The organism is Pseudomonas sp. FW300-N2A2 (assembly GCF_017351735.1).
Taxonomy (GTDB): Bacteria; Pseudomonadota; Gammaproteobacteria; order Pseudomonadales; family Pseudomonadaceae; genus Aquipseudomonas; species Aquipseudomonas migulae.
In genome coordinates, this window is sequence record NZ_JACNDU010000004.1 from 123,486 (window position 1) to 141,594 (window position 18,109).

General features: G+C 59.7%; 12 protein-coding genes. 8 read left to right on the plus strand and 4 right to left on the minus strand.

From position 1 onward, the window contains the following. Positions 1–2 precede the first annotated feature (2 nt). Both J4E42_RS08255 and J4E42_RS08260 read left to right on the plus strand, forming a co-directional pair. Positions 3–1,103 carry a polyamine ABC transporter substrate-binding protein gene (locus J4E42_RS08255; protein ID WP_008038136.1) on the plus strand — a complete coding sequence of 367 codons (1,101 nt, stop codon included), beginning with the start codon at positions 3–5 and terminating at the stop codon, positions 1,101–1,103. A gap of 150 nt (positions 1,104–1,253) precedes the next feature. Then, positions 1,254–5,840 (plus strand): dermonecrotic toxin domain-containing protein, encoded by a 4,587-nt coding sequence (locus tag J4E42_RS08260; RefSeq protein ID WP_207284978.1) that lies wholly within the window; start codon positions 1,254–1,256, stop codon positions 5,838–5,840. Positions 5,841–5,867: 27 nt separating this feature from the next. Here the strand turns inward: J4E42_RS08260 and J4E42_RS08265 are convergent, their stop codons facing one another. Continuing rightward, positions 5,868–7,418 carry a PLP-dependent aminotransferase family protein gene (locus J4E42_RS08265; protein WP_207284979.1) on the minus strand — a complete coding sequence of 517 codons (1,551 nt, stop codon included), beginning with the start codon at positions 7,416–7,418 and terminating at the stop codon, positions 5,868–5,870. 90 nt (positions 7,419–7,508) lie between these two features. Here J4E42_RS08265 and J4E42_RS08270 point away from each other — a divergent pair, with 90 nt between their 5' ends. The 3 genes from J4E42_RS08270 to J4E42_RS08280 are packed head-to-tail and all read left to right on the plus strand — an operon-like array spanning position 7,509 to position 9,277. Then, on the plus strand, positions 7,509–8,132 hold the full coding sequence (locus J4E42_RS08270) for an FMN-binding negative transcriptional regulator (protein ID WP_207284980.1): 624 nt from the start codon (positions 7,509–7,511) through the stop codon (positions 8,130–8,132). Between the two features lie 9 nt (positions 8,133–8,141). Next, complete coding sequence (locus J4E42_RS08275; RefSeq protein ID WP_008038140.1) at positions 8,142–8,588, plus strand: GNAT family N-acetyltransferase; 447 nt, start codon at positions 8,142–8,144, stop codon at positions 8,586–8,588. A 17-nt stretch (positions 8,589–8,605) separates the two neighbouring features. Further along, entirely contained in the window at positions 8,606–9,277 is a 672-nt protein-coding gene (locus tag J4E42_RS08280; RefSeq protein WP_008030727.1) for a GNAT family N-acetyltransferase, read from the plus strand. Positions 9,278–9,370: 93 nt separating this feature from the next. Here the strand turns inward: J4E42_RS08280 and J4E42_RS08285 are convergent, their stop codons facing one another. After that, complete coding sequence (locus J4E42_RS08285) at positions 9,371–10,270, minus strand: homocysteine S-methyltransferase family protein (protein ID WP_207284981.1); 900 nt, start codon at positions 10,268–10,270, stop codon at positions 9,371–9,373. Between the two features lie 112 nt (positions 10,271–10,382). Here J4E42_RS08285 and J4E42_RS08290 point away from each other — a divergent pair, with 112 nt between their 5' ends. The 3 genes from J4E42_RS08290 to J4E42_RS08300 all read left to right on the plus strand — a co-directional run bounded on the left by J4E42_RS08290 (position 10,383) and on the right by J4E42_RS08300 (position 14,750). Further along, entirely contained in the window at positions 10,383–11,204 is an 822-nt protein-coding gene (locus tag J4E42_RS08290) for an ABC transporter substrate-binding protein (RefSeq protein WP_207284982.1), read from the plus strand. Then, on the plus strand, positions 11,201–12,037 hold the full coding sequence (locus J4E42_RS08295) for an amino acid ABC transporter permease (RefSeq protein ID WP_008030736.1): 837 nt from the start codon (positions 11,201–11,203) through the stop codon (positions 12,035–12,037). The genes J4E42_RS08290 and J4E42_RS08295 overlap by 4 nt, the downstream gene beginning before the upstream one ends. 457 nt (positions 12,038–12,494) lie before the next feature. Beyond that, complete coding sequence (locus J4E42_RS08300) at positions 12,495–14,750, plus strand: autotransporter domain-containing protein (RefSeq protein ID WP_259331671.1); 2,256 nt, start codon at positions 12,495–12,497, stop codon at positions 14,748–14,750. 79 nt (positions 14,751–14,829) lie between these two features. Here J4E42_RS08300 and oadA read toward each other — a convergent pair whose 3' ends face one another. Both oadA and J4E42_RS08310 read right to left on the minus strand, forming a co-directional pair. After that, positions 14,830–16,638: a sodium-extruding oxaloacetate decarboxylase subunit alpha gene (gene oadA, locus J4E42_RS08305; RefSeq protein WP_008038148.1), complete on the minus strand. Its 1,809-nt coding sequence runs from the start codon at positions 16,636–16,638 to the stop codon at positions 14,830–14,832. 11 nt (positions 16,639–16,649) lie between these two features. Continuing rightward, positions 16,650–18,065, minus strand: coding sequence for an acetyl-CoA carboxylase biotin carboxylase subunit (locus J4E42_RS08310; RefSeq protein ID WP_008030739.1), 1,416 nt, complete (start codon positions 18,063–18,065; stop codon positions 16,650–16,652). Between the last annotated feature and the right edge of the window lie 44 nt (positions 18,066–18,109).

The window sequence follows — 18,109 nt, forward strand, 5'->3', positions numbered from 1 at the left end:
CAATGAACACACTCAAGCGTTTCATCGTGCCCGCGCTCTGCGCCACGGTGCTCAGCGGGGCCGCTCACGCTGAAGAGCGCACGTTGCGCGTCTACAACTGGTTCGACTACATCACCCCCAAAGCGCTGGAAGACTTCAAGGCGCAGAACACCCAGACCAAGCTGATCTACGACATTTTCGACACCAACGAAGCGCTGGAAGCCAAGCTGCTGACAGGCAACTCCGGCTACGACGCGGTGGTGCCGTCCAACGTGTTCCTCGCCAAGCAGATCGAGGCCGGTGTTTTCCAGCCGCTGGACCGCAGCAAACTGCCGAACTGGAACCACCTCGATCCCAAGCTGATGAAGCTGATCGAAGCCAACGACCCCGGCAACAAATTCGCCGTGCCGTACATGTACGGGACCATCCTGATCGGCTTCAACCCGGACAAGGTCAAAGCCGCGCTGGGCGCCGACGCGCCGGTTGATAGCTGGGACCTGATCTTCAAGGAAGAGAACATCAGCAAGCTCAAGCAGTGCGGCGTCGCCCTGCTCGATTCGCCGTCGGAAATCCTGCCCCTGGCCCTGCAACACCTCGGCCTGGACCCCAACAGCAAGAAGCCGGCGGACTACGAAAAGGCTGAAGCGCTGTTGATGAAGATCCGGCCGTACGTCACGTATTTCCACTCCTCCAAATACATGGCCGACATCGCCAACGGTGACATTTGCGTCGCGGTCGGTTATTCCGGCAGCTTCTCCCAGGCGGCCAACCGCGCCAAGGAAGCAAAGAACGGGGTGACCGTCGACATGCGCCTGCCGAAAGAAGGTGCGCCGATCTGGTTCGACATGCTCGCGATTCCGAAGGGCGCGAAGAACACCGAGGACGCCTACACCTTCATCAACTACCTGCTGCAACCGCAGGTGATCGCGCCGGTCAGTGACTTCGTCGGCTACCCGAACCCGAACAAGGACGCTACGGAACTGGTCGACCCGGCGATCCGCAACAACCCGAACCTGTACCCGACCGAAACGGCCATGGCCACGCTTTACACCCTGCAACCGCTGCCGCGTGATGCCGAACGTGCGCGCACGCGGGCCTGGACCAAAATCAAGTCGGGGACCTGAAGCCCTCCCTGAAAAGCGAAGACCCGCCGTGATGCGGGTCTTTTTTTGCCTGCGATATTTATGTACCGCCAGACACCTGAGCTCGCCCGATACCGTCCCCTGATCCAGCGCTGCGCATTCAACCGCAGCGTACTCAATCAGGAGACGACCATGTCCGATACCCCTTCCCCGAGTGCAGAAAATGTACTGACCCAACTGGTCACCGGCCCCTCGATCAGAGAGGTTGCAGCGACTGCATTGGCGCCTGCACTCAACGCGCTTTACCCGCAGTTGAAGATAGATCCGACGCTCGCCACGGTCGTCACTCCGACCTGGGTCGATACCGGCAGCGAGGTCGCGCCGGGCAATAATCTGTATGAATCGCTCACCGACGTATTGGTGCGGCTCGGGTTGTCGGGTTCGACGGTGATGCTCATCGATGGCGAGCATTTCCTGACCCTGCAACCGGGCGTTGTACCGCCGGCTCAACTGCCCGTGAACATCACGGCCATCGGTTCACTGATCAATACGCTCGCACCGCAGCTGTTCATCGCCTACCAGCAACAGCAACTGGATTACTGGAATCAGCAGACAAGCCCTTCGACCCCACGCTGGCATCAGCTCTCGCAGGCGCTGCAAGACATCTGGAACCTCGATGCGACCACCGACTGGGATGCCGATCAAAAAGCAATGGCCCTTGCCGTGTTCACTCAGCCGGATCGGGCAGCACGGCGCTCACAGGACAAGTACTTGACCAAGGCCTGCCTGATCGATACCGAACACGTTGAAAGCGCGCAGAGCAAACATCTGCGGGTTCTGGATATCGCCGTGTTTGTGGGTACGTTGGACAGTCGAACCCTGGTGCTGACCCACTCGATTACCGAAGGGTTCAGGCGTTACGACTCTGTTGCGGCGCTGGGCGAAACATTGTTTGCAAACCCTGGGGCGTCGAGCACCGGGCAGACCCTGCAATGGCGACTGTATGAACCCGAGGGCAACTTCTTCCATCATCAAGCGTGTGCGCTGATCGCACTCGAAGCCGAAGCCATCGGTGCCTTCAATACATTCCAGAGCACTACGCCAACCAGGCTTTCACCGCAAATCAGCGCGGCGGCGAAGAGCTTCACTGAGTTTGAAGCCCTGCCTTCGTCGCGCTTCAACCAGGTTCAGGGGTTACTGACAGGCTGGCTGAGCAACGCATCGTCAGCGGACCTGACCCGTTACAGCCGACACCTGATGGACCTGGCGCAGTTGCGAGAGCAGGACGCTGGAAAAACCTTCGACGAAGGCATCGCTTCACTGCCGGAATTTACCCTGCAAACCCTGCGAGAGCAGATGATCAAGGATCATCCAACGGCAGCGGACCTGAATCTGAAAGACATTCAAATCAGCATCACCAGCCTCATCGTGCTGGGCACTTTCGTGGTCCCCGGCAAGACGCAGACCGTTACGTTGTCGCTGATCGAATTGGCACTGCAAAACCTGATAGCCGTTCCGTTGGGCAACAAGACGGTGCAGTACAAAAACGGCGACCCTGTGCCCGCCTGGATGACACCCGCCTACCTGGAAAACCTCGTCACCCAGGTCGATATCGGCGCGGTCTACCCGGCACTGATCAAGCGCAAGTTGCTGGATGACTCGCGAGAATCGTTGCGCCGACAAACGCTCTACACGCGTCATCTGCGCACCCAGTTGCCCTTGCAGGCGCTGCAACACAAGATGCGCGGCGAAGCCGGCATTGATGAACGAGGCTACCAATACGTCAACGCAGCCCTGCAGCAAAGCGCGGCCGACCGCCGGGTGAATGGGCAGGAGATTGTCATTCGCCCGTTGGCTTTTATCAGCAGTGAAAGCGCCGACAGCAAGGGCGACGAAGTCGCCAATATGTTCGTCATCGGCCCGCGCTCCACTGATCAAGGACCGTGCCTGCTCTACCGGCCATTGCTCGTGCCCTCGCTGACGCAGTACCCGAACGAAGCCAATCTGCTGTACGCGATCAAGCACGAAAAACCCCTTCGCCAATCGGTCCTGGCATGGCTGGCCGACGACGTGCGCTTCAACTATTCCCAGTACGTGTTTTCCGGTGAGTTGCCTTCGGTCTGGACCCTGACCCAATTGCTGGTCGATCCCACCTCGGCGCTGGGCAAGATGGGCGCGGTGTCGCTCAGTGCGGCAGCCCTTGATGATGATTCACTGGCGCCGCTGTTCAAAGCCAATGCCAACGCCATGATGACGTTGGCTGACCGTCAATCAGTGTCCAATGCACAAGCTCGCTGGGAAACGCTCAAGCACGGTGCATGGATGCTGTTCAACGTCGCCTTGCCCTTCCTCGGGCGCACTGCCGGGGTTGCCGCGTGGATCTGGCAGATCATGGACGACTTGCAGGAAATCACCGATGCCGCAGAAAGCGAAGACAGCCAACTTGCCTGGTCTGCCGTGACCGATTTGCTGTTGATGCTCGGCATGGTACTGGCTCATCGGGCTGCCGCTCGCCATAAACCGGTCTCGCGATTAGCCGAGAAACTCGAGCCACCACCGGTCACACCGCCCATCAAGCCTGCGCAGAAAATCACGGTCACTCGCCTGCCCGACCTTAATCAACTGCCTCACGACCATGAGACGTCTTTGCACGCCGTCGCCACACTGCCGCCTCTAGCGTTGGGCACCTTGCTGGATGAACTGGCCATTGCCGAACCCAAGGGAATGGCCGTCGCCTCCAGCGTGGCCGGCCCTCACCAGCACCTCAGTTCACTAAACGGAAAATGGTATGCGAAGGTCGGCCAGCGATGGTTCGAAGTCACCCTCAACGACAATAACGACGTGCAAATCATTGACTCACGCCAGTCCCCCCCGCGCACCGGGCCGTTGCTGATCAAGAACGCCAGGGGCGAATGGTTTATCGATACACGGCTGAGGCTGCGGGGCGGGGGCAGGGAGAGGCAGCGGCTGGAACAGCAAAACAAAGTGCGTCTGGCTGAACTGAAACAGCAAATGACAGCGTTCGAAAGCCAGGTCAAAAGCCGGGAAACAGAACTCAAGGAAGCTGAAAAAAACGCGAAGGCAGCGAGCGCCACCGACACCCATCGCCGCTTGTACCTTGAAATGCTCGATGCGCAGATGTCATTCATCAGCGCCAACATTGAACAGATGAAAGCGTTCAATGCTCGCGAAGCCATTCCCAATTTCCGAAAAGCGATGATCAGCCGCCTGGATTTCCAACTATCGCTGCTGGAGAAATGGTTCGACCACCAGCGTCCTGTTTTCGACAATCAAATGCGTCTCTCCCTCAATCTTCTCGACACACAACCAACGGAAAACACGCAGGCCGCCCGACAGACCTTTCAACACATGAGCGATCTGACCGAGGGCTACATCAACAAAATCGAATTCGCGCAATCGCGCTTCGAGCAACTGAACCTGCTCGGCAAAGAAGCCGTGGAAGTGATCCGCGACGTCAAGGCCAACATACCGACGTTCGATTTACAGGACCTCAAACTGTTCCAGATCACGCTGGCCCAGGAGTTGTGCCTCGCACCCTCGGTTGCGCTCACGCATGAAGCACGCCCGGCGCTGGAGAGCGTTGTCGAAAACGCAGCGCTCGCCATCCAGGCTTCACTGGATCTGGCCGCTGACGAAGACGTGTTGCGCTTGCCGGAGCGAATAGAGGGGCTCAGTGATCTGGTGGAGCAACTCACGGTCACCGATCAGCGCATCATCGATCTGCCCGGCGAGTTCCCCGGTCAGTTCCTGCAACCCTCGCTCGACCTGATGCGCCAACGTATCGACGCGTTTCAACAGCGCACTGTGAAGCACCTGGCGAGCCTGCTGCGCGAGCGCCAAGCGCTCGAACCGCAACCTGGCCCTTCCCGTCTGCCGACCGCTCCTGTCAAACGCATCATCAAGACCCGTTACAACGGCACGGTGGTCGGCCAACTACGCGCCGATGCCGTGGCGGACGGATCAGAACTGGTCGACGTAACCTCGACACTGACAGGCAAAGTCATCTCGACCTTTCATGAGAAAACCCCGGGTGTCTGGGTTGAACGAGTGGCCGCGAAACCGGTTTCCCCTGCCGTCGTCCAACTCGATTTGGGTACAAGCATTGTTCAAGGTCAGGCAATGCTGGACGGGCTGGAGGCGTTCATCCGCCGAACGGACGCCCATTCGAAAGGAGCGCGGCGAATTCCCGTGGAAATCGAGGAGATGTTCCATCAGCAGGCCCATCGACTGCAGGAGGCCGCCAAGGCAATCGACGAAGCACTGATTTCCAGCAACGCCACCGATGACGGTCCGGGGTCTGCCGTGACACTGATCAAGCAGCTGAGTGACGGAGCAACCCGCCTCTACAGTCAGGGACGCACAACGCGAATCAGCATGACAAAACTACAGCCGCCGACGGCTGAGCGGGTCCAGTGGCTGCAAAGCGAAGGTCAGGTCGACATCGTCAGGAACCCCGGCCGACGCTTGCTCAAAAGCCGTAAAAAAGACTACCTCGAGGAATATGAGGTCCGTGACCACACCAGCAAAAATGTTCTGTGGTACGCACACTTTCACTATGCGCAGCCCGCGTCGCCTGTCCAGACGTTCACGGCGGCGCATCTGAAAACCGTGCAGCAACGGCTGCTGGGCGGCGCATCCGAAGCGCGCAGTGCGAATGACGATCTCCACGCAATTGCGATTTATCGCAGCGAAATCAGCCCACAACTGGCGACTGCACTGTTTTTCGCGAAGGTGCTGCCGTCGGCCTCAAAATCGTAAGTCTTGCGTCGTGGTGAACCGTAACCGCTAACGGCGCCAGACCTTTTCCAGCCGCCCGAGTGCGGTGCTGATGGCCGCCTCGGGCACGGCCGCGAAACCCAGGACCAGCCCGGCACGCTGGTCCACCGGTTTCTGCGAGTCCGGCAACCAATAGCTGCTCAGCGCATTGATCTCGACATCGACGCTGGCGGCTTTTTCTATCAATTCGTACTCGCGCGCCTGTGAGTCGACCGCCACCGTCAGATGCAGCCCTGCCGCGACACTCGGCAGGCTGCCGATGCCGGGGATGTTCTGCGGCCAGCCCGCCAGCAACGTATTGCGTCGACTCAGGGCGGCACGGCGCATGCGGCGGATGTGCCGCTGGAAATGCCCGGCGGCCATGAACTCGGCCATCACCGCCTGGGTGCTGACTTCGGAATGCCGGACGTCCACCGCTCGACGTTGAGAAAACGCCTGCACCAGAGCCGGCGGCAACACCAGATAACCCAGGCGCAACGCCGGGAATGCAACTTTGCCAAAGGTCCCGACGTACAAGACCCGGCCCTGCCGATCGAGTGCCGCCAACGGCGCCAGGGGTGCGCCGCTGTAACGGTATTCGCCGTCGTAGTCGTCCTCGACGATCCAGCCTTGGTTGCGCTCCGCCCAAGCGAGTAATTCAAGTCGCCGCGCCAGGCTCATTACCACGCCGGTCGGGTATTGATGCGAAGGCGTGACATAGGCCAGCCGACAATCGCTGAGCCGGGCCAGTTCGGTGCAGTCGATGCCCTCGCCGTCCACCGCCACCCCATGCAATTTCGCCCCGGCCACGGCGAACGCATGACCTGCCGCCCGATACCCCGGATTTTCAATCGCCACCCCGTCGCCCGGCTCCACCAGCAGCTGTGCACAAAGGCTAATCCCCTGCTGTGCGCCGCTGGTGATCACTATTTGCTCAGCCGTGCACTGCATCCCCCGCGAACTGCGCAAATAAGCGGCGATCAGGCCGCGCAAGCGCGCATCGCCTGCCGGATCGCCATAACACAGCTGCTGCAAATCCGGTTTACGCCAGAAAGCCGCATTCAGCTTGGCCCACACCTCGAAGGGAAACAGGTCGAACGCCGGAACGCCCACCCGAAAAGCCCGAGGCGGACCGCTGGGCGGCGTGGCCAAATGGTTCTTTTCAACGCGCCCCAGCGCTCCGCTGTGGATAACTTTACTGGATGAAACCACAGGTAAATCCAGCCAATTTGTGGATAAGGCTGTGGGTAACCCTGTTGACAACCCTGTGGATACTTTTGTGGATAGTTTTTTCGTGGGCAACGCCGCTTGAGGCAATTGCGCGACGTAAGTCCCGTCCCCGACACGTCCCTCGATGAAGCCTTCTGCGTAGAGCTGATCGTAGGCGCGAACCACGCTGTTGCGGGAAATCGCCAACGCCGCCGCCAAGTCCCGGCTGGCCGGCAATCGAGTGCCACTGGCCAATCGCCCGTCGAGCACCCGCAGGCGCAAGGCCTGATAGAGCTGACGACTAAGCCCCTGACGGCGATCAAGTTCGATACCGGCGGGGTTGAACGATAGGGAAAGCGGCGCTTCGCTCATGGCAATGGACCTATGAAATTGGTCGTTAATGGCTCTTACAACAGACCAATAGCCTGCCTAGGATGGACGCATTCGCCAAGGAATTTTTCCATGTACAACCCCAGCGGCTTTGCCATCAAAGATTTGCATGAACTGCAGCAGCAGATACTCGACACGCGTCTTGCCGTGGTGATTACCCACGACGAGCAAGGCTTGCAAGCCAGTCACCTGCCGTTGTTGTTCAGCCCTGACCAAGGTCCGAATGGCACCCTGTACGGTCATTTCGCCCGGGCCAACCCGCACTGGAAGGCACTGCAAAACGGTGCCGAAGCGCTGGTCATTTTCGCCGGTGCCGACGCGTACATCAGCCCGGGCTTTTATCCGAGCAAAGCCGAGCACGGCAAAGTCGTACCGACCTGGAACTACGTCGCCGTACACGCTTACGGCACCGCAGAGGTTTTCACCGACGCCGACCGCCTGCTCAATCTGGTCAGTGCGTTGACCGATCGCCATGAAGCCGGTCGCGCCCAACCATGGACAGTCGCTGAAGCACCCGCCGACTACATCGACGGCATGCTCAAGGCCATCGTCGGGTTTGCCCTACCGATCCAGCGCCTGGAAGGCAAACGCAAACTCAGCCAGAACCGCAGCACCGCAGACATCGCCGGTGTGCGCGAGGGGCTCGCCGCCAGCCCCGACGTGCACGACCAGGCCCTCGCCCACTTGATGCGCTAAGGATTGAACATGAGTCAGATTGAAATCCGCCAGGTCACCGCTGCTGATCACGCTGCGTGGCTGCCGTTGTGGCAAGCCTACCTGCGCTTCTACAACACCGAACTGCCTGAGGCGGTCACGGACAGCACATGGCAACGCCTGCTCGACTCGAATGAACCGACTCATTCGGCATTGGCGTGGAGCGATGGCAAAGCGGTCGGCATGGTGAACTTCATCTACCATCGGTCGAACTGGAGCATCGAAAACTCCTGCTACCTTCAAGACCTGTTGGTAACACCCGAAACCCGCGGCACCGGCGTCGGCCGAAAACTGATCGAATTTGTCTACGCGACCGCCAAAGCGGACGGCTGCTGCAAGGTCCACTGGTTGACCCACGAAACCAACGCCACCGCGATCCAGCTCTACGAGCGCATCGCCGAGCGCCCTGGTTTCATCCAGTTCCGCAAAGCCCTTTAAGGTTCAAGGAGAACGACATGACGACTTCACTCGCAGACTGGAAAGGCGTCCCGGCGCCAACGGTGCAAACCATCGAAGGGCGCTTCATCCGCCTGGAAAAACTCGACCCGGCACGCCATGGCGACGGTTTGTTCAAAGCCCTGCAAGGCCCCGGTGCCGACCCGAAACTTTGGGATTATTTGCCTTACGGTCCTTTCCCGGAGCGCAGCGTTTTCAACGACTGGCTGAACAATCACGCGGCCAACAGCGACCCGTATTTCTTCAGCGTGATCGACCGTGCCAGCGGCGATGTGCAAGGCATTCTCAGCTTGATGTCGATCGTTCCGTCTCAGGGCCGTATTGAAATCGGCCACGTCACCTTCGGTGCGCCGATGCAGCGTTCGCCGAAAAGTACCGAGGCGGTGTATCTGCTGGCGAAAGAGTCGTTCGCGCTGGGCTACAGGCGTCTGGAGTGGAAATGCAACAACGGCAACGCTCGCTCCAAGTACGCGGCTGAGCGCTTGGGGTTCAGTTTTGAAGGGGTGTTCCGCCAGCACATGGTGGTCAAGGGGCAGAACCGGGATACGGCCTGGTATTCGATTCTGGATTCGGAATGGCCGGTGGTTGGGGCGGGGTTTGAGCGGTGGTTGAGTGATGAGAATCAGACGGGTTCGGGGCAAGTGAAAACTCTGGCTGAGTGTCGCGGGTAAATCAGCGGCGCCTGGACGGACGCCTTCGCGGGCAAGCCTCGCTCCTACGGGATCATACGAACCTGTAGGAGCGAGGCTTGCCCGCGAATGGCATCACACCAATTTCTGGGCAAGCACCGCAATATGCTCCGGCCCAATCCCGCAGCACCCACCCAAATGGCTGGCACCGCGCTCTTTCCAGTCCGCCGCCCAATGCAGGTAGCCCGGCGGGTCCAGATCGTCGCGCAACGGGTCCAGACCGTCATTGGCCGTTGCCTCTTTCGGTTGCGGCGGGAAGGCATTGGCGTACGCGCCGATGTGAATCTTCACTCCCAGACGCTCGAACGTTTCCCGCGCCGCATCAATCGCCGCACCGATCACTTCCGGCTGGCTGCAGTTGAACAGCAACGTCTCGACACCCAGCTGCGCAGCCACTGCAGCGGCTTCGGCCACAGGTTCGCCGGAACGCAAACGCGGGACTTCGTCCGTGTCCTCATCCTTCAGGGTAAACGACAGCCAGAACGGCTTGCCGTCCTTCGGCAGACCGGCGTGAATCGCTCGCGCTTCCACGATCGAGCTTTGGGTTTCGGCCAGCCACAGGTCGACATGCGGGGCCAGCCCCTCGACCAGCGGCGCGAGCAATTCCGTCACCCGAGTCGCGTCGAACAAATCCGGCCGATAGGAACCGAACAACGGCGGCAATGAACCCGCCACACGCACCGGTTTGCCCGCAGCGTCCACCGCACGCCTGGCCAACTCCCCGGCCAGCGCCGCGAGGGCTCGACCCTCAGCCGCAAAACGTTCTTCGCCAATGTGAAAAGGCACCACCGCATAGCTGTTGCTGGTGATCACGTTCGCGCCGCTTTCGATATAAGCCGCGTGCACCGCCTCGACGGCCTGCGGCGCTTCGCTCAAGGCCAGCGCCGACCATTCCGGCTGTCTGAACGGCGCACCGCGGCGCTGCAACTCACGACCCATGCCGCCATCCAGAATCACTGTGCTTGCTGCGCTCATATGCTTTTTACTCATATGCTTATGAAAATAACTCACTACCAGAGTAGTTCTTATAACTATTTAATACGCACCATCCGGTTAATAACAACCATTTTTTTATCAGGGGTCGACTGTGAAACTTCAACCACTACTGGCCCTGGGCCTGACGATTCTGGCTGCCTCCACCCAAGCCTTCGGCGGCGCCACGCTGGACCGCATCGAGCAAAAGAAAGAACTGGTCGGCGTGCTGATGGAAAGCTATCCGCCCTTCTCGTTCCTCAATGACCAGAACCAGCTCGACGGTTTCGACGTTGATGTGGCCAAAGCCGTGGCCAATAAACTCGGGGTCAAACTGCGCCTCGAAACACCGTCCTGGGACGTGATCGCCGCCGGCCGCTGGAGCGGGCGCTACGACATTTGCATCTGCTCCATGACCCCGAGCAAGGCCCGCGCCGAAGTCTTTGATTTCCCGGTCGAGTACTACGCCTCACCCGCGGTGATCGTGGTCAACGCCAAGGACGACAGCATCCACAACGCCAAGGACCTGAGCGGCAAGAAAGTCGGCCTCACCAGTGCTTCCAGCTACGAAAGCTACCTGAACAAAAACCTGGTGATCGAAGGCGCCGAAGACACGCAGTTGCAGTACCCGTTTGAAAACGTGCAGATCGCCCCGTACGACACCGACAACGTGGCGTTCCAGGACCTGGGGCTGGGCGCTGGCGTGCGACTGGATGCGGTCCTCACCAACCTGGTCACCGCGCAGCCGCGCCTGACCGAAGACAAACGCTTCAAGCTTGCCGGCGAACCGCTGTACTCGGAGCCAAACTCGGTGGCCATCGAAAAAGGCGATGCACAGTGGGACGCCAAGGTGCGTGACGTCTTCGCGCAACTGAAACAGGACGGCACCCTGAGCAAACTCTCGCAAAAATGGATCGGCGCCGACATCAGCAAATGACTTCCTTTCCCAACCCACCTCAGCCGCCACAACCGGTGGCTGAGTCCCGGCTGCAACGGATCTTCGGTTTTCGCACGCGGTTGTACCTGACCTGGGCGGCAATGCTGGGACTGTTCGCCAGTTTCTTCCTGAGCTTCGACCTGAAGTTCTCGATCATCCTCGACAAACTGCCCAACCTGATCGGCCTGCACCTGGCACCAAACGGCTTTCTGCAAGGTGCGGCGCTGACCCTGTTTTTGTGCCTGTGCTCAATCGTCGCGTCGTCGCTGCTGGGCTTCATCACCGCCCTCGCACGGTTGTCGAAAAGCGCAGTGGCCTTCGGCATTGCAAGTTTCTACGCCTCGTTCTTTCGCGGCACTCCGCTGCTGATCCAGATCCTGCTGATCTACCTCGGCCTGCCGCAACTCGGCATCGTGCCGGGCGCCGTCGTCGCCGGCATCATCGCCCTGTCGCTGAACTACGGCGCCTACCTCAGCGAAATTTTCCGCGCCGGCATCCTCGGCGTCCCCCACGGCCAGCGTGAAGCCTCGCTGGCACTGGGCATGCGCGAAACCGTGATCTTCTGGCGCGTCACCCTGCCGCAAGCCATGCGCACCATCATCCCGCCGACCACCAACCAATTCATCTCGATGCTCAAAGACTCGTCACTGATCTCGGTGATGGGTGTTTGGGAGGTGATGTTTCTGGCGCAGTCGTATGGGCGCTCGAGCTATCGCTACATCGAGATGCTGACGACGGCGGCGGTGATTTACTGGGTGATGTCGATTGGGTTGGAGCTGATTCAGGCGCGGATGGAGCGGCATTATGGGAAGGCGTATTTGAGTCGTAGTTAGGAAAGGATTGCAGCTTTCGAACCTGCGCAACCCTTGTAGGAGCCGGCTTGCCGGCGATAGCGATCTCAAGGACGCCATCGCCGGCAAGCCGGGCTCCTACAAGTACCTCCAGAGCAATACATCGAGGGCGTCACAGCCTTTGGCTCAACGTGATGAGCTGTAGGTAGACGAGTTTCCAGGCCGTAACAAACAGACCAGTCCTGAAATGCTGTAGGCAAAAACGCTCGCTCATGAAGTCCACTGCGCGATTAGACTTCACGGTTAAATTTTAGCTACAACCGAATGTCCAAGACCCTGCAAAAACGCCGGAAACGCCCGGCATTCAACGCCTGGGCCCGCCTCCTAAAGTTCGACCTCCTGAAAAACGAGGTCGTACTCAATGCCCAAGCCTTACCCTCATCGCCCGCACCGAATCGCGTTGGCGGTCGCCCTCACACTCGGAAGCATCGAGTTGTCCATGGCTCAGCAAGCAGAGCTCGATACCGTCATCGAAGCCCCCGCCAAGAAGGCTCGTGCAACGCCTTGGCCTAAAAGAGATGACCTTCTGGCGATCAAAAATTTCATTGGCCCTATGTCGCATGCCGTCAACGCCGCTGCGCCTGAGCCGATAGAATCGTCCATTCCGGTGGTATCCGCACCACCGGCTCCAGAACCTGTGGATCTTTACGCAGACCTCTACGAGTTTCCCGAAACTCACAACGATTCACTCATACCAAACCTGGCCGAAAAGGTCGCAGAGCGCATCGTCGCCGAACCGGTTATCAATGACCTGTTAGCGACCGGGAAATTGATCCCTGCGACGGAACAGCATAATCAGGCCCACAGGACACCTGACACACCTTCCGAACCGGTAAACGACGACGTCCCGCTCACGTTCGAGGACTTTGCAAAAGCCGACACAACCAAGCGCACTACTGCGTCAGGGCGGTACACAAGCATCGACGGCGTCTCACTGGCGCTAGGGGACGGAAATGACCTGTTGATAATCAACAAGGGCGCCAGCTTTTCAGGGGAAATACAGGGCGGCGACGGGGTGAACGGCATACTCCTGGACTCTTCCGAAGGCGGCGTACTCGGCCAGACCCGTAACTTCCTTGGATTGCGAGTTGCCCGAGGTGCCTGGTCTTTGACCGGCAAAGGTGACTTTGATGTGGGAGCGGAAGTGTTGAGCGGTGCGAAGCTGTTCAACATGGGCAGTATCGCGGGTGATGTCGACGTTCTCGAGGGTGGCACCTACGGTGGGCACGGTGAAGTTCGCGACCTGTTCGTAGGGGGTACGTTAATGGTCACTGAGGCGCTGGGGGCGCCACACGTCAAAGGAGACCTGATCCTTACGCGAAACGCCACGCTGTCTTACGCTGTAACCGCTGCCGGTCAAATGCCAACCCTTGTGGTCGACGGTGTTGCGGACCTTTGGAACGCCTCTCTGAATGTCGCTGCACTGCCGGGCAGCTATTCAACCAGCAACGTATACACCCTGCTCCGAGCCAGCAAAGTGGACGGTGAATTCGATCGTGTCACCAGTAATCTGGCGTACCTGACTCCAAAACTATTCCAGTCCGAAACCGAGGTGATGCTGCAATACACTCGCAACGAATTGCCACTGGATGACTTCGCCCTCGACAACAACAGTGAGAACTTTGCCCTGAGTGTTGTGGAGCCTGCCGCCTCGGCAAATGCCGCCATTACTGCCCTGCTCGGTTCGACCGTGGATACTGCGGCCAATGCCCTTGATCAACTCGCTGGTTACAGCACCGCCAATCTCGCCAAGATAACGCTGAACAGCGACGCTCCGGTGAGCGCCAGCATGCTTTCGGCCATGCGTCAGCTGGATGACGCCTATAGCAAACCCGGCAGGCGAAGCAGCTCACCTCGCCTGGCTGCCGGTAGCGAAAACGAAGGCAGAGTCTGGCTGCAAGCACTGGGGCACGGTGGAAAAGTGGATCGTGATTTTGACGCTCTGCAACATTCCACCAAGGGTCTGGTAATGGGCGCTGATTGGAGAGTTGATGAGGAATGGCGCCTGGGTGTGATCGGCGGCAAATCCGACACTCGCCTGGATAGCCGCACACTCGATGGTCGCCTCGATAGCTGGCATTTGGGGGCCTATGCACTGCGCCGGAATGGACCGATGTCGCTTCGTATGGGGCTCTCCCATAACAGCCACGATGGCAGCACCAAACGTCGAGTAGCCTTCAACGGATTCAGCGACAACCCCAAAGGTCGATACGACGCCAATACGCAGCAAGCCTTTGCGGAAGTGGGTTACAACGTGGGTCGCGACGTCTATACCATCGAGCCGTTCGCCAGCCTCGGCTATCAGCGCTATCAACGCGACGGCTATACGGAAAAAGGTGGGGACGCGACCCTGAAAGTCTTGGGACAAACACGGAACAACGTCAACAGCACCTTCGGTCTGCGCGTGGCGAAGCTCAACACGCTGAACAACGGAATCAAGTTGACCCCACATTTGAGCGCTGGCTGGAAACATACCTATGGAGAGGTCTTAAGCCACACCCGGCAAAAACTGGCGACCGGAGGCACGCGTTTCACCGTGGAAGGTGCGCCGCTGGATCGTAACAGCGTGATGCTCGATGCCGGGCTCGACCTGTCGCTTTCGGCGCGGCATACGCTGGGCGTTGGAGTCACCGGAGAGATCGGCACCGACAGCCGAAATCATGGCGTCACGGGCCAATGGCGAATGACCTTCTAAACCCCATAAATCCCGGGCAAAAAAAAAAGGGGAGCACATGCCCCCCCGAGGTTTAAAGCGTTGTATCGAGGCTGTTAACTCAGCCTTCGATCTCGATCAGGATTTCGCCCGGGTTGACCCGGTCGCCCTTGGCCACGTGGATGGCGGTGACTTTGCCGGCGATGGCCGCCTGCACTTCGGTTTCCATCTTCATCGCTTCGGTGATCAGTACGGCCTGGCCGGCTTTCACAACGTCGCCTTCCTTGACCAGCACGTCGACGATGTTGCCCGGCATGGTGGTGCTGACGTGGCCCGGCGCAGTGGCTTGCTTGCGCTTGCTGCTGCCGCCGCTGACGAATTCGTTGAGTGGTTCGAACACCACTTCTTCCGGCATGCCGTCGATGGACAGGTAGAAGTGACGCTTGCCTTCAGCCTTGACGCCGACACCGGTGATGTCGACGCGGTAGGTTTCGCCGTGGACGTCGATGACGAACTCGGTCGGCACGCCTTCGCCGCCGGCAGAGGCTACGCCGCCCGCTTCCGGGATCGGCAACAGCACTTCTGGAGTGAGGGTGCCGGCAGCGCGTTCCTCGAGGAATTTGCGGCCGATGTCCGGGAACATCGCGTAGGTCAGAACGTCTTCTTCAGACTTGGCCACGGCGCCGATTTCGGCACGCAGCTTGGTCATTTCCGGCTTGAGCAGGTCAGCCGGACGAACGTCGATCACTTCTTCGCTGCCGATGGCCTGGCGGCGCAGTTTTTCGTTTACGGTGCCTGGCGCCTTGCCGTAGCCGCCTTGCAGGTAGAGCTTCACTTCGTTGGTGATGGTTTTGTAGCGCTCACCGGCCAGCACGTTGAAGAACGCCTGGGTGCCAACGATCTGCGAGGTCGGGGTTACCAGCGGCGGGAAACCGAGGTCTTCACGAACGCGCGGGATTTCGGCCAGCACTTCGCTCATGCGGTTCAGCGCGCCCTGCTCTTTGAGCTGGTTGGCCAGGTTGGAGATCATGCCGCCCGGTACCTGGTTGACTTGCACGCGGGTGTCGACGGCGGTGAATTCGCTTTCGAACTGGTGGTACTTCTTGCGCACGGCGTAGAAGTACAGACCGATCTCTTGCAGCAATTCCAGGTTCAGGCCGGTGTCGAATTCGCTGCCTTTAAGGGCGGCGACCATCGACTCGGTGCCAGGGTGGCTGGTGCCCCAGGCGAAGCTGGAGATCGCGGTGTCGATGTGGTCGGCACCGTTTTCGATGGCCTTCATCTGGCACATCGCAGCCAGGCCAGCGGTGTCGTGGGAGTGAATGAACACAGGCAGCGACTGCTCGGCTTTCAGTGCCTTGACCAGTTCGCCTGTGGCATATGGGGTCAGCAGGCCGGCCATGTCCTTGATTGCCACCGAATCGCAACCCATGGCTTCCATTTGCTTGGCCTGGTTCACGAATGCCTCGATGGTGTGCACCGGGCTGGTGGTGTAGGCGATGGTGCCTTGGGCGTGTTTGCCCGCCGCTTTCACCGCTTCGATGGCCACGCGCAGGTTACGCACGTCGTTCATGGCGTCGAAGATGCGGAACACGTCGATGCCGTTGACCGCTGCCTTGGCGACGAAGGCTTTGACCACGTCGTCGCTGTAATGGCGGTAGCCCAGCAGGTTCTGGCCGCGCAGCAGCATTTGCAGCCGCGTGTTAGGCAACGCCGCGCGCAATTGGCGCAGACGCTCCCACGGGTCTTCTTTGAGGAAGCGTACGCAGGCGTCGAACGTCGCGCCGCCCCAGCACTCCAGCGACCAGTAGCCGACTTTGTCGAGCTTGTCGCAGATCGGCAGCATGTCTTCGGTGCGCATGCGGGTGGCGAGCAGCGATTGGTGGGCGTCGCGCAGGATTGTGTCGGTAACGTGGATTTGCTTGCTCATTGTTCTATTCCTCACAGGCCTGCGTGGGCGGCGATGGCGGCGGCGATGGCCAGGGCCAGCTCTTCGGGTTTGCGCTTGATCGAGTAATTGGTCAGTTCAGGGTGGCTTTCAACGAAGCTGGTATTGAACTGGCCGCTACGGAATTCCGGGTTACGCAGGATTTCCTGGTAGTACGCGGCGGTGGTCTTGACCCCTTGCAGACGCATGTCGTCGAGGGCGCGCAAGCCACGGTCCATCGCCTCTTCCCAGGTCAGCGCCCACACCACCAGTTTCAGACACATGGAGTCGTAGAACGGCGGAATGGTGTAGCCGGTGTAGATCGCCGTATCGGTACGCACGCCAGGACCGCCGGGTGCGTAGTAACGGGTGATCTTGCCGAAGCTCGGCAGGAAGTTGTTTTTCGGGTCTTCGGCGTTGATCCGGAATTGCAGCGCGAAACCGCGGTGCTGGATGTCTTCCTGTTTCACCGAAAGCGGCAGGCCGGACGCGATGCGGATCTGCTCACGCACGATGTCGATGCCGGTGATTTCTTCGGTGATGGTGTGTTCAACCTGCACCCGGGTGTTCATCTCCATGAAGTACACCTCGCCCTCGGCGAGCAGGAACTCCACGGTGCCGGCGTTCTCGTAACCCACTGCCTTGGCTGCGCGCACCGACAGGTCGCCGATGTAGGCGCGCTGTTCCGGGGTCAGTTGCGGGCTCGGGGCGATTTCGATGAGCTTCTGGTTGCGGCGCTGGATCGAGCAGTCACGCTCGAACAGGTGCACCACATTGCCAAAGCTGTCGCCGAGGATCTGCGCTTCGATGTGTTTCGGGTTGACGATGCATTTTTCCAGGAACACTTCCGCCGAACCAAAGGCCTTGGTGGCTTCGGAAATGACCCGTGGGAATGCTTGTTCAAGTTCTTCTCGGCTGTCGCAGCGACGGATACCACGGCCACCACCACCGGAAGTCGCCTTGAGCATCACCGGATATCCGATGCGGTCGCCTTCGACCAAGGCTTCGGCGATGTCCGCGACGTTGCCCTCGGTACCCGGGGTGACGGGTACGCCAGCCTTGATCATGCTGCGACGGGCTTCAGTCTTGTCGCCCATGCGGCGAATCACTTCGGCCGATGGGCCGATGAACTTGATGCCGCGTTCTGCGCAGATATCTGCCAGCTCAGCGTTTTCCGAGAGGAAACCGTAGCCGGGATGCAACGCATCACAACCGGTTTCTACTGCCAGATTCACCAGCTTGCGCGCATTCAGGTAACCGGCCAGTGGCTCGGCACCGATGCTGTGGGCTTCATCCGCACGCTTCACATGCAAGGCATGGCGGTCGGCGTCGGAATAGATCGCAACCGAGCGAATGCCCATCTCGGCGCAGGCTCGCACGATTCGTACGGCAATCTCACCACGGTTGGCGATCAGGATCTTTGTTATCACTTGGAGTTTCCCTTGAGCCGGTGGTACCCACGACCTGCTAGACC

What these genes read in the sequence shown, in the direction of transcription:
- J4E42_RS08255 (WP_008038136.1), top strand. Translation starts at nt 3, where the DNA reads ATGAACACACTCAAGCGTTTCATCGTGCCCGCGCTCTGCGCCACGGTG.
- J4E42_RS08260 (WP_207284978.1), top strand. Translation starts at nt 1,254, where the DNA reads ATGTCCGATACCCCTTCCCCGAGTGCAGAAAATGTACTGACCCAACTG.
- J4E42_RS08265 (WP_207284979.1), bottom strand. Translation starts at nt 7,418, where the DNA reads ATGAGCGAAGCGCCGCTTTCCCTATCGTTCAACCCCGCCGGTATCGAA.
- J4E42_RS08270 (WP_207284980.1), top strand. Translation starts at nt 7,509, where the DNA reads ATGTACAACCCCAGCGGCTTTGCCATCAAAGATTTGCATGAACTGCAG.
- J4E42_RS08275 (WP_008038140.1), top strand. Translation starts at nt 8,142, where the DNA reads ATGAGTCAGATTGAAATCCGCCAGGTCACCGCTGCTGATCACGCTGCG.
- J4E42_RS08280 (WP_008030727.1), top strand. Translation starts at nt 8,606, where the DNA reads ATGACGACTTCACTCGCAGACTGGAAAGGCGTCCCGGCGCCAACGGTG.
- J4E42_RS08285 (WP_207284981.1), bottom strand. Translation starts at nt 10,270, where the DNA reads ATGAGCGCAGCAAGCACAGTGATTCTGGATGGCGGCATGGGTCGTGAG.
- J4E42_RS08295 (WP_008030736.1), top strand. Translation starts at nt 11,201, where the DNA reads ATGACTTCCTTTCCCAACCCACCTCAGCCGCCACAACCGGTGGCTGAG.
- J4E42_RS08300 (WP_259331671.1), top strand. Translation starts at nt 12,495, where the DNA reads ATGGCTCAGCAAGCAGAGCTCGATACCGTCATCGAAGCCCCCGCCAAG.
- oadA (WP_008038148.1), bottom strand. Translation starts at nt 16,638, where the DNA reads ATGAGCAAGCAAATCCACGTTACCGACACAATCCTGCGCGACGCCCAC.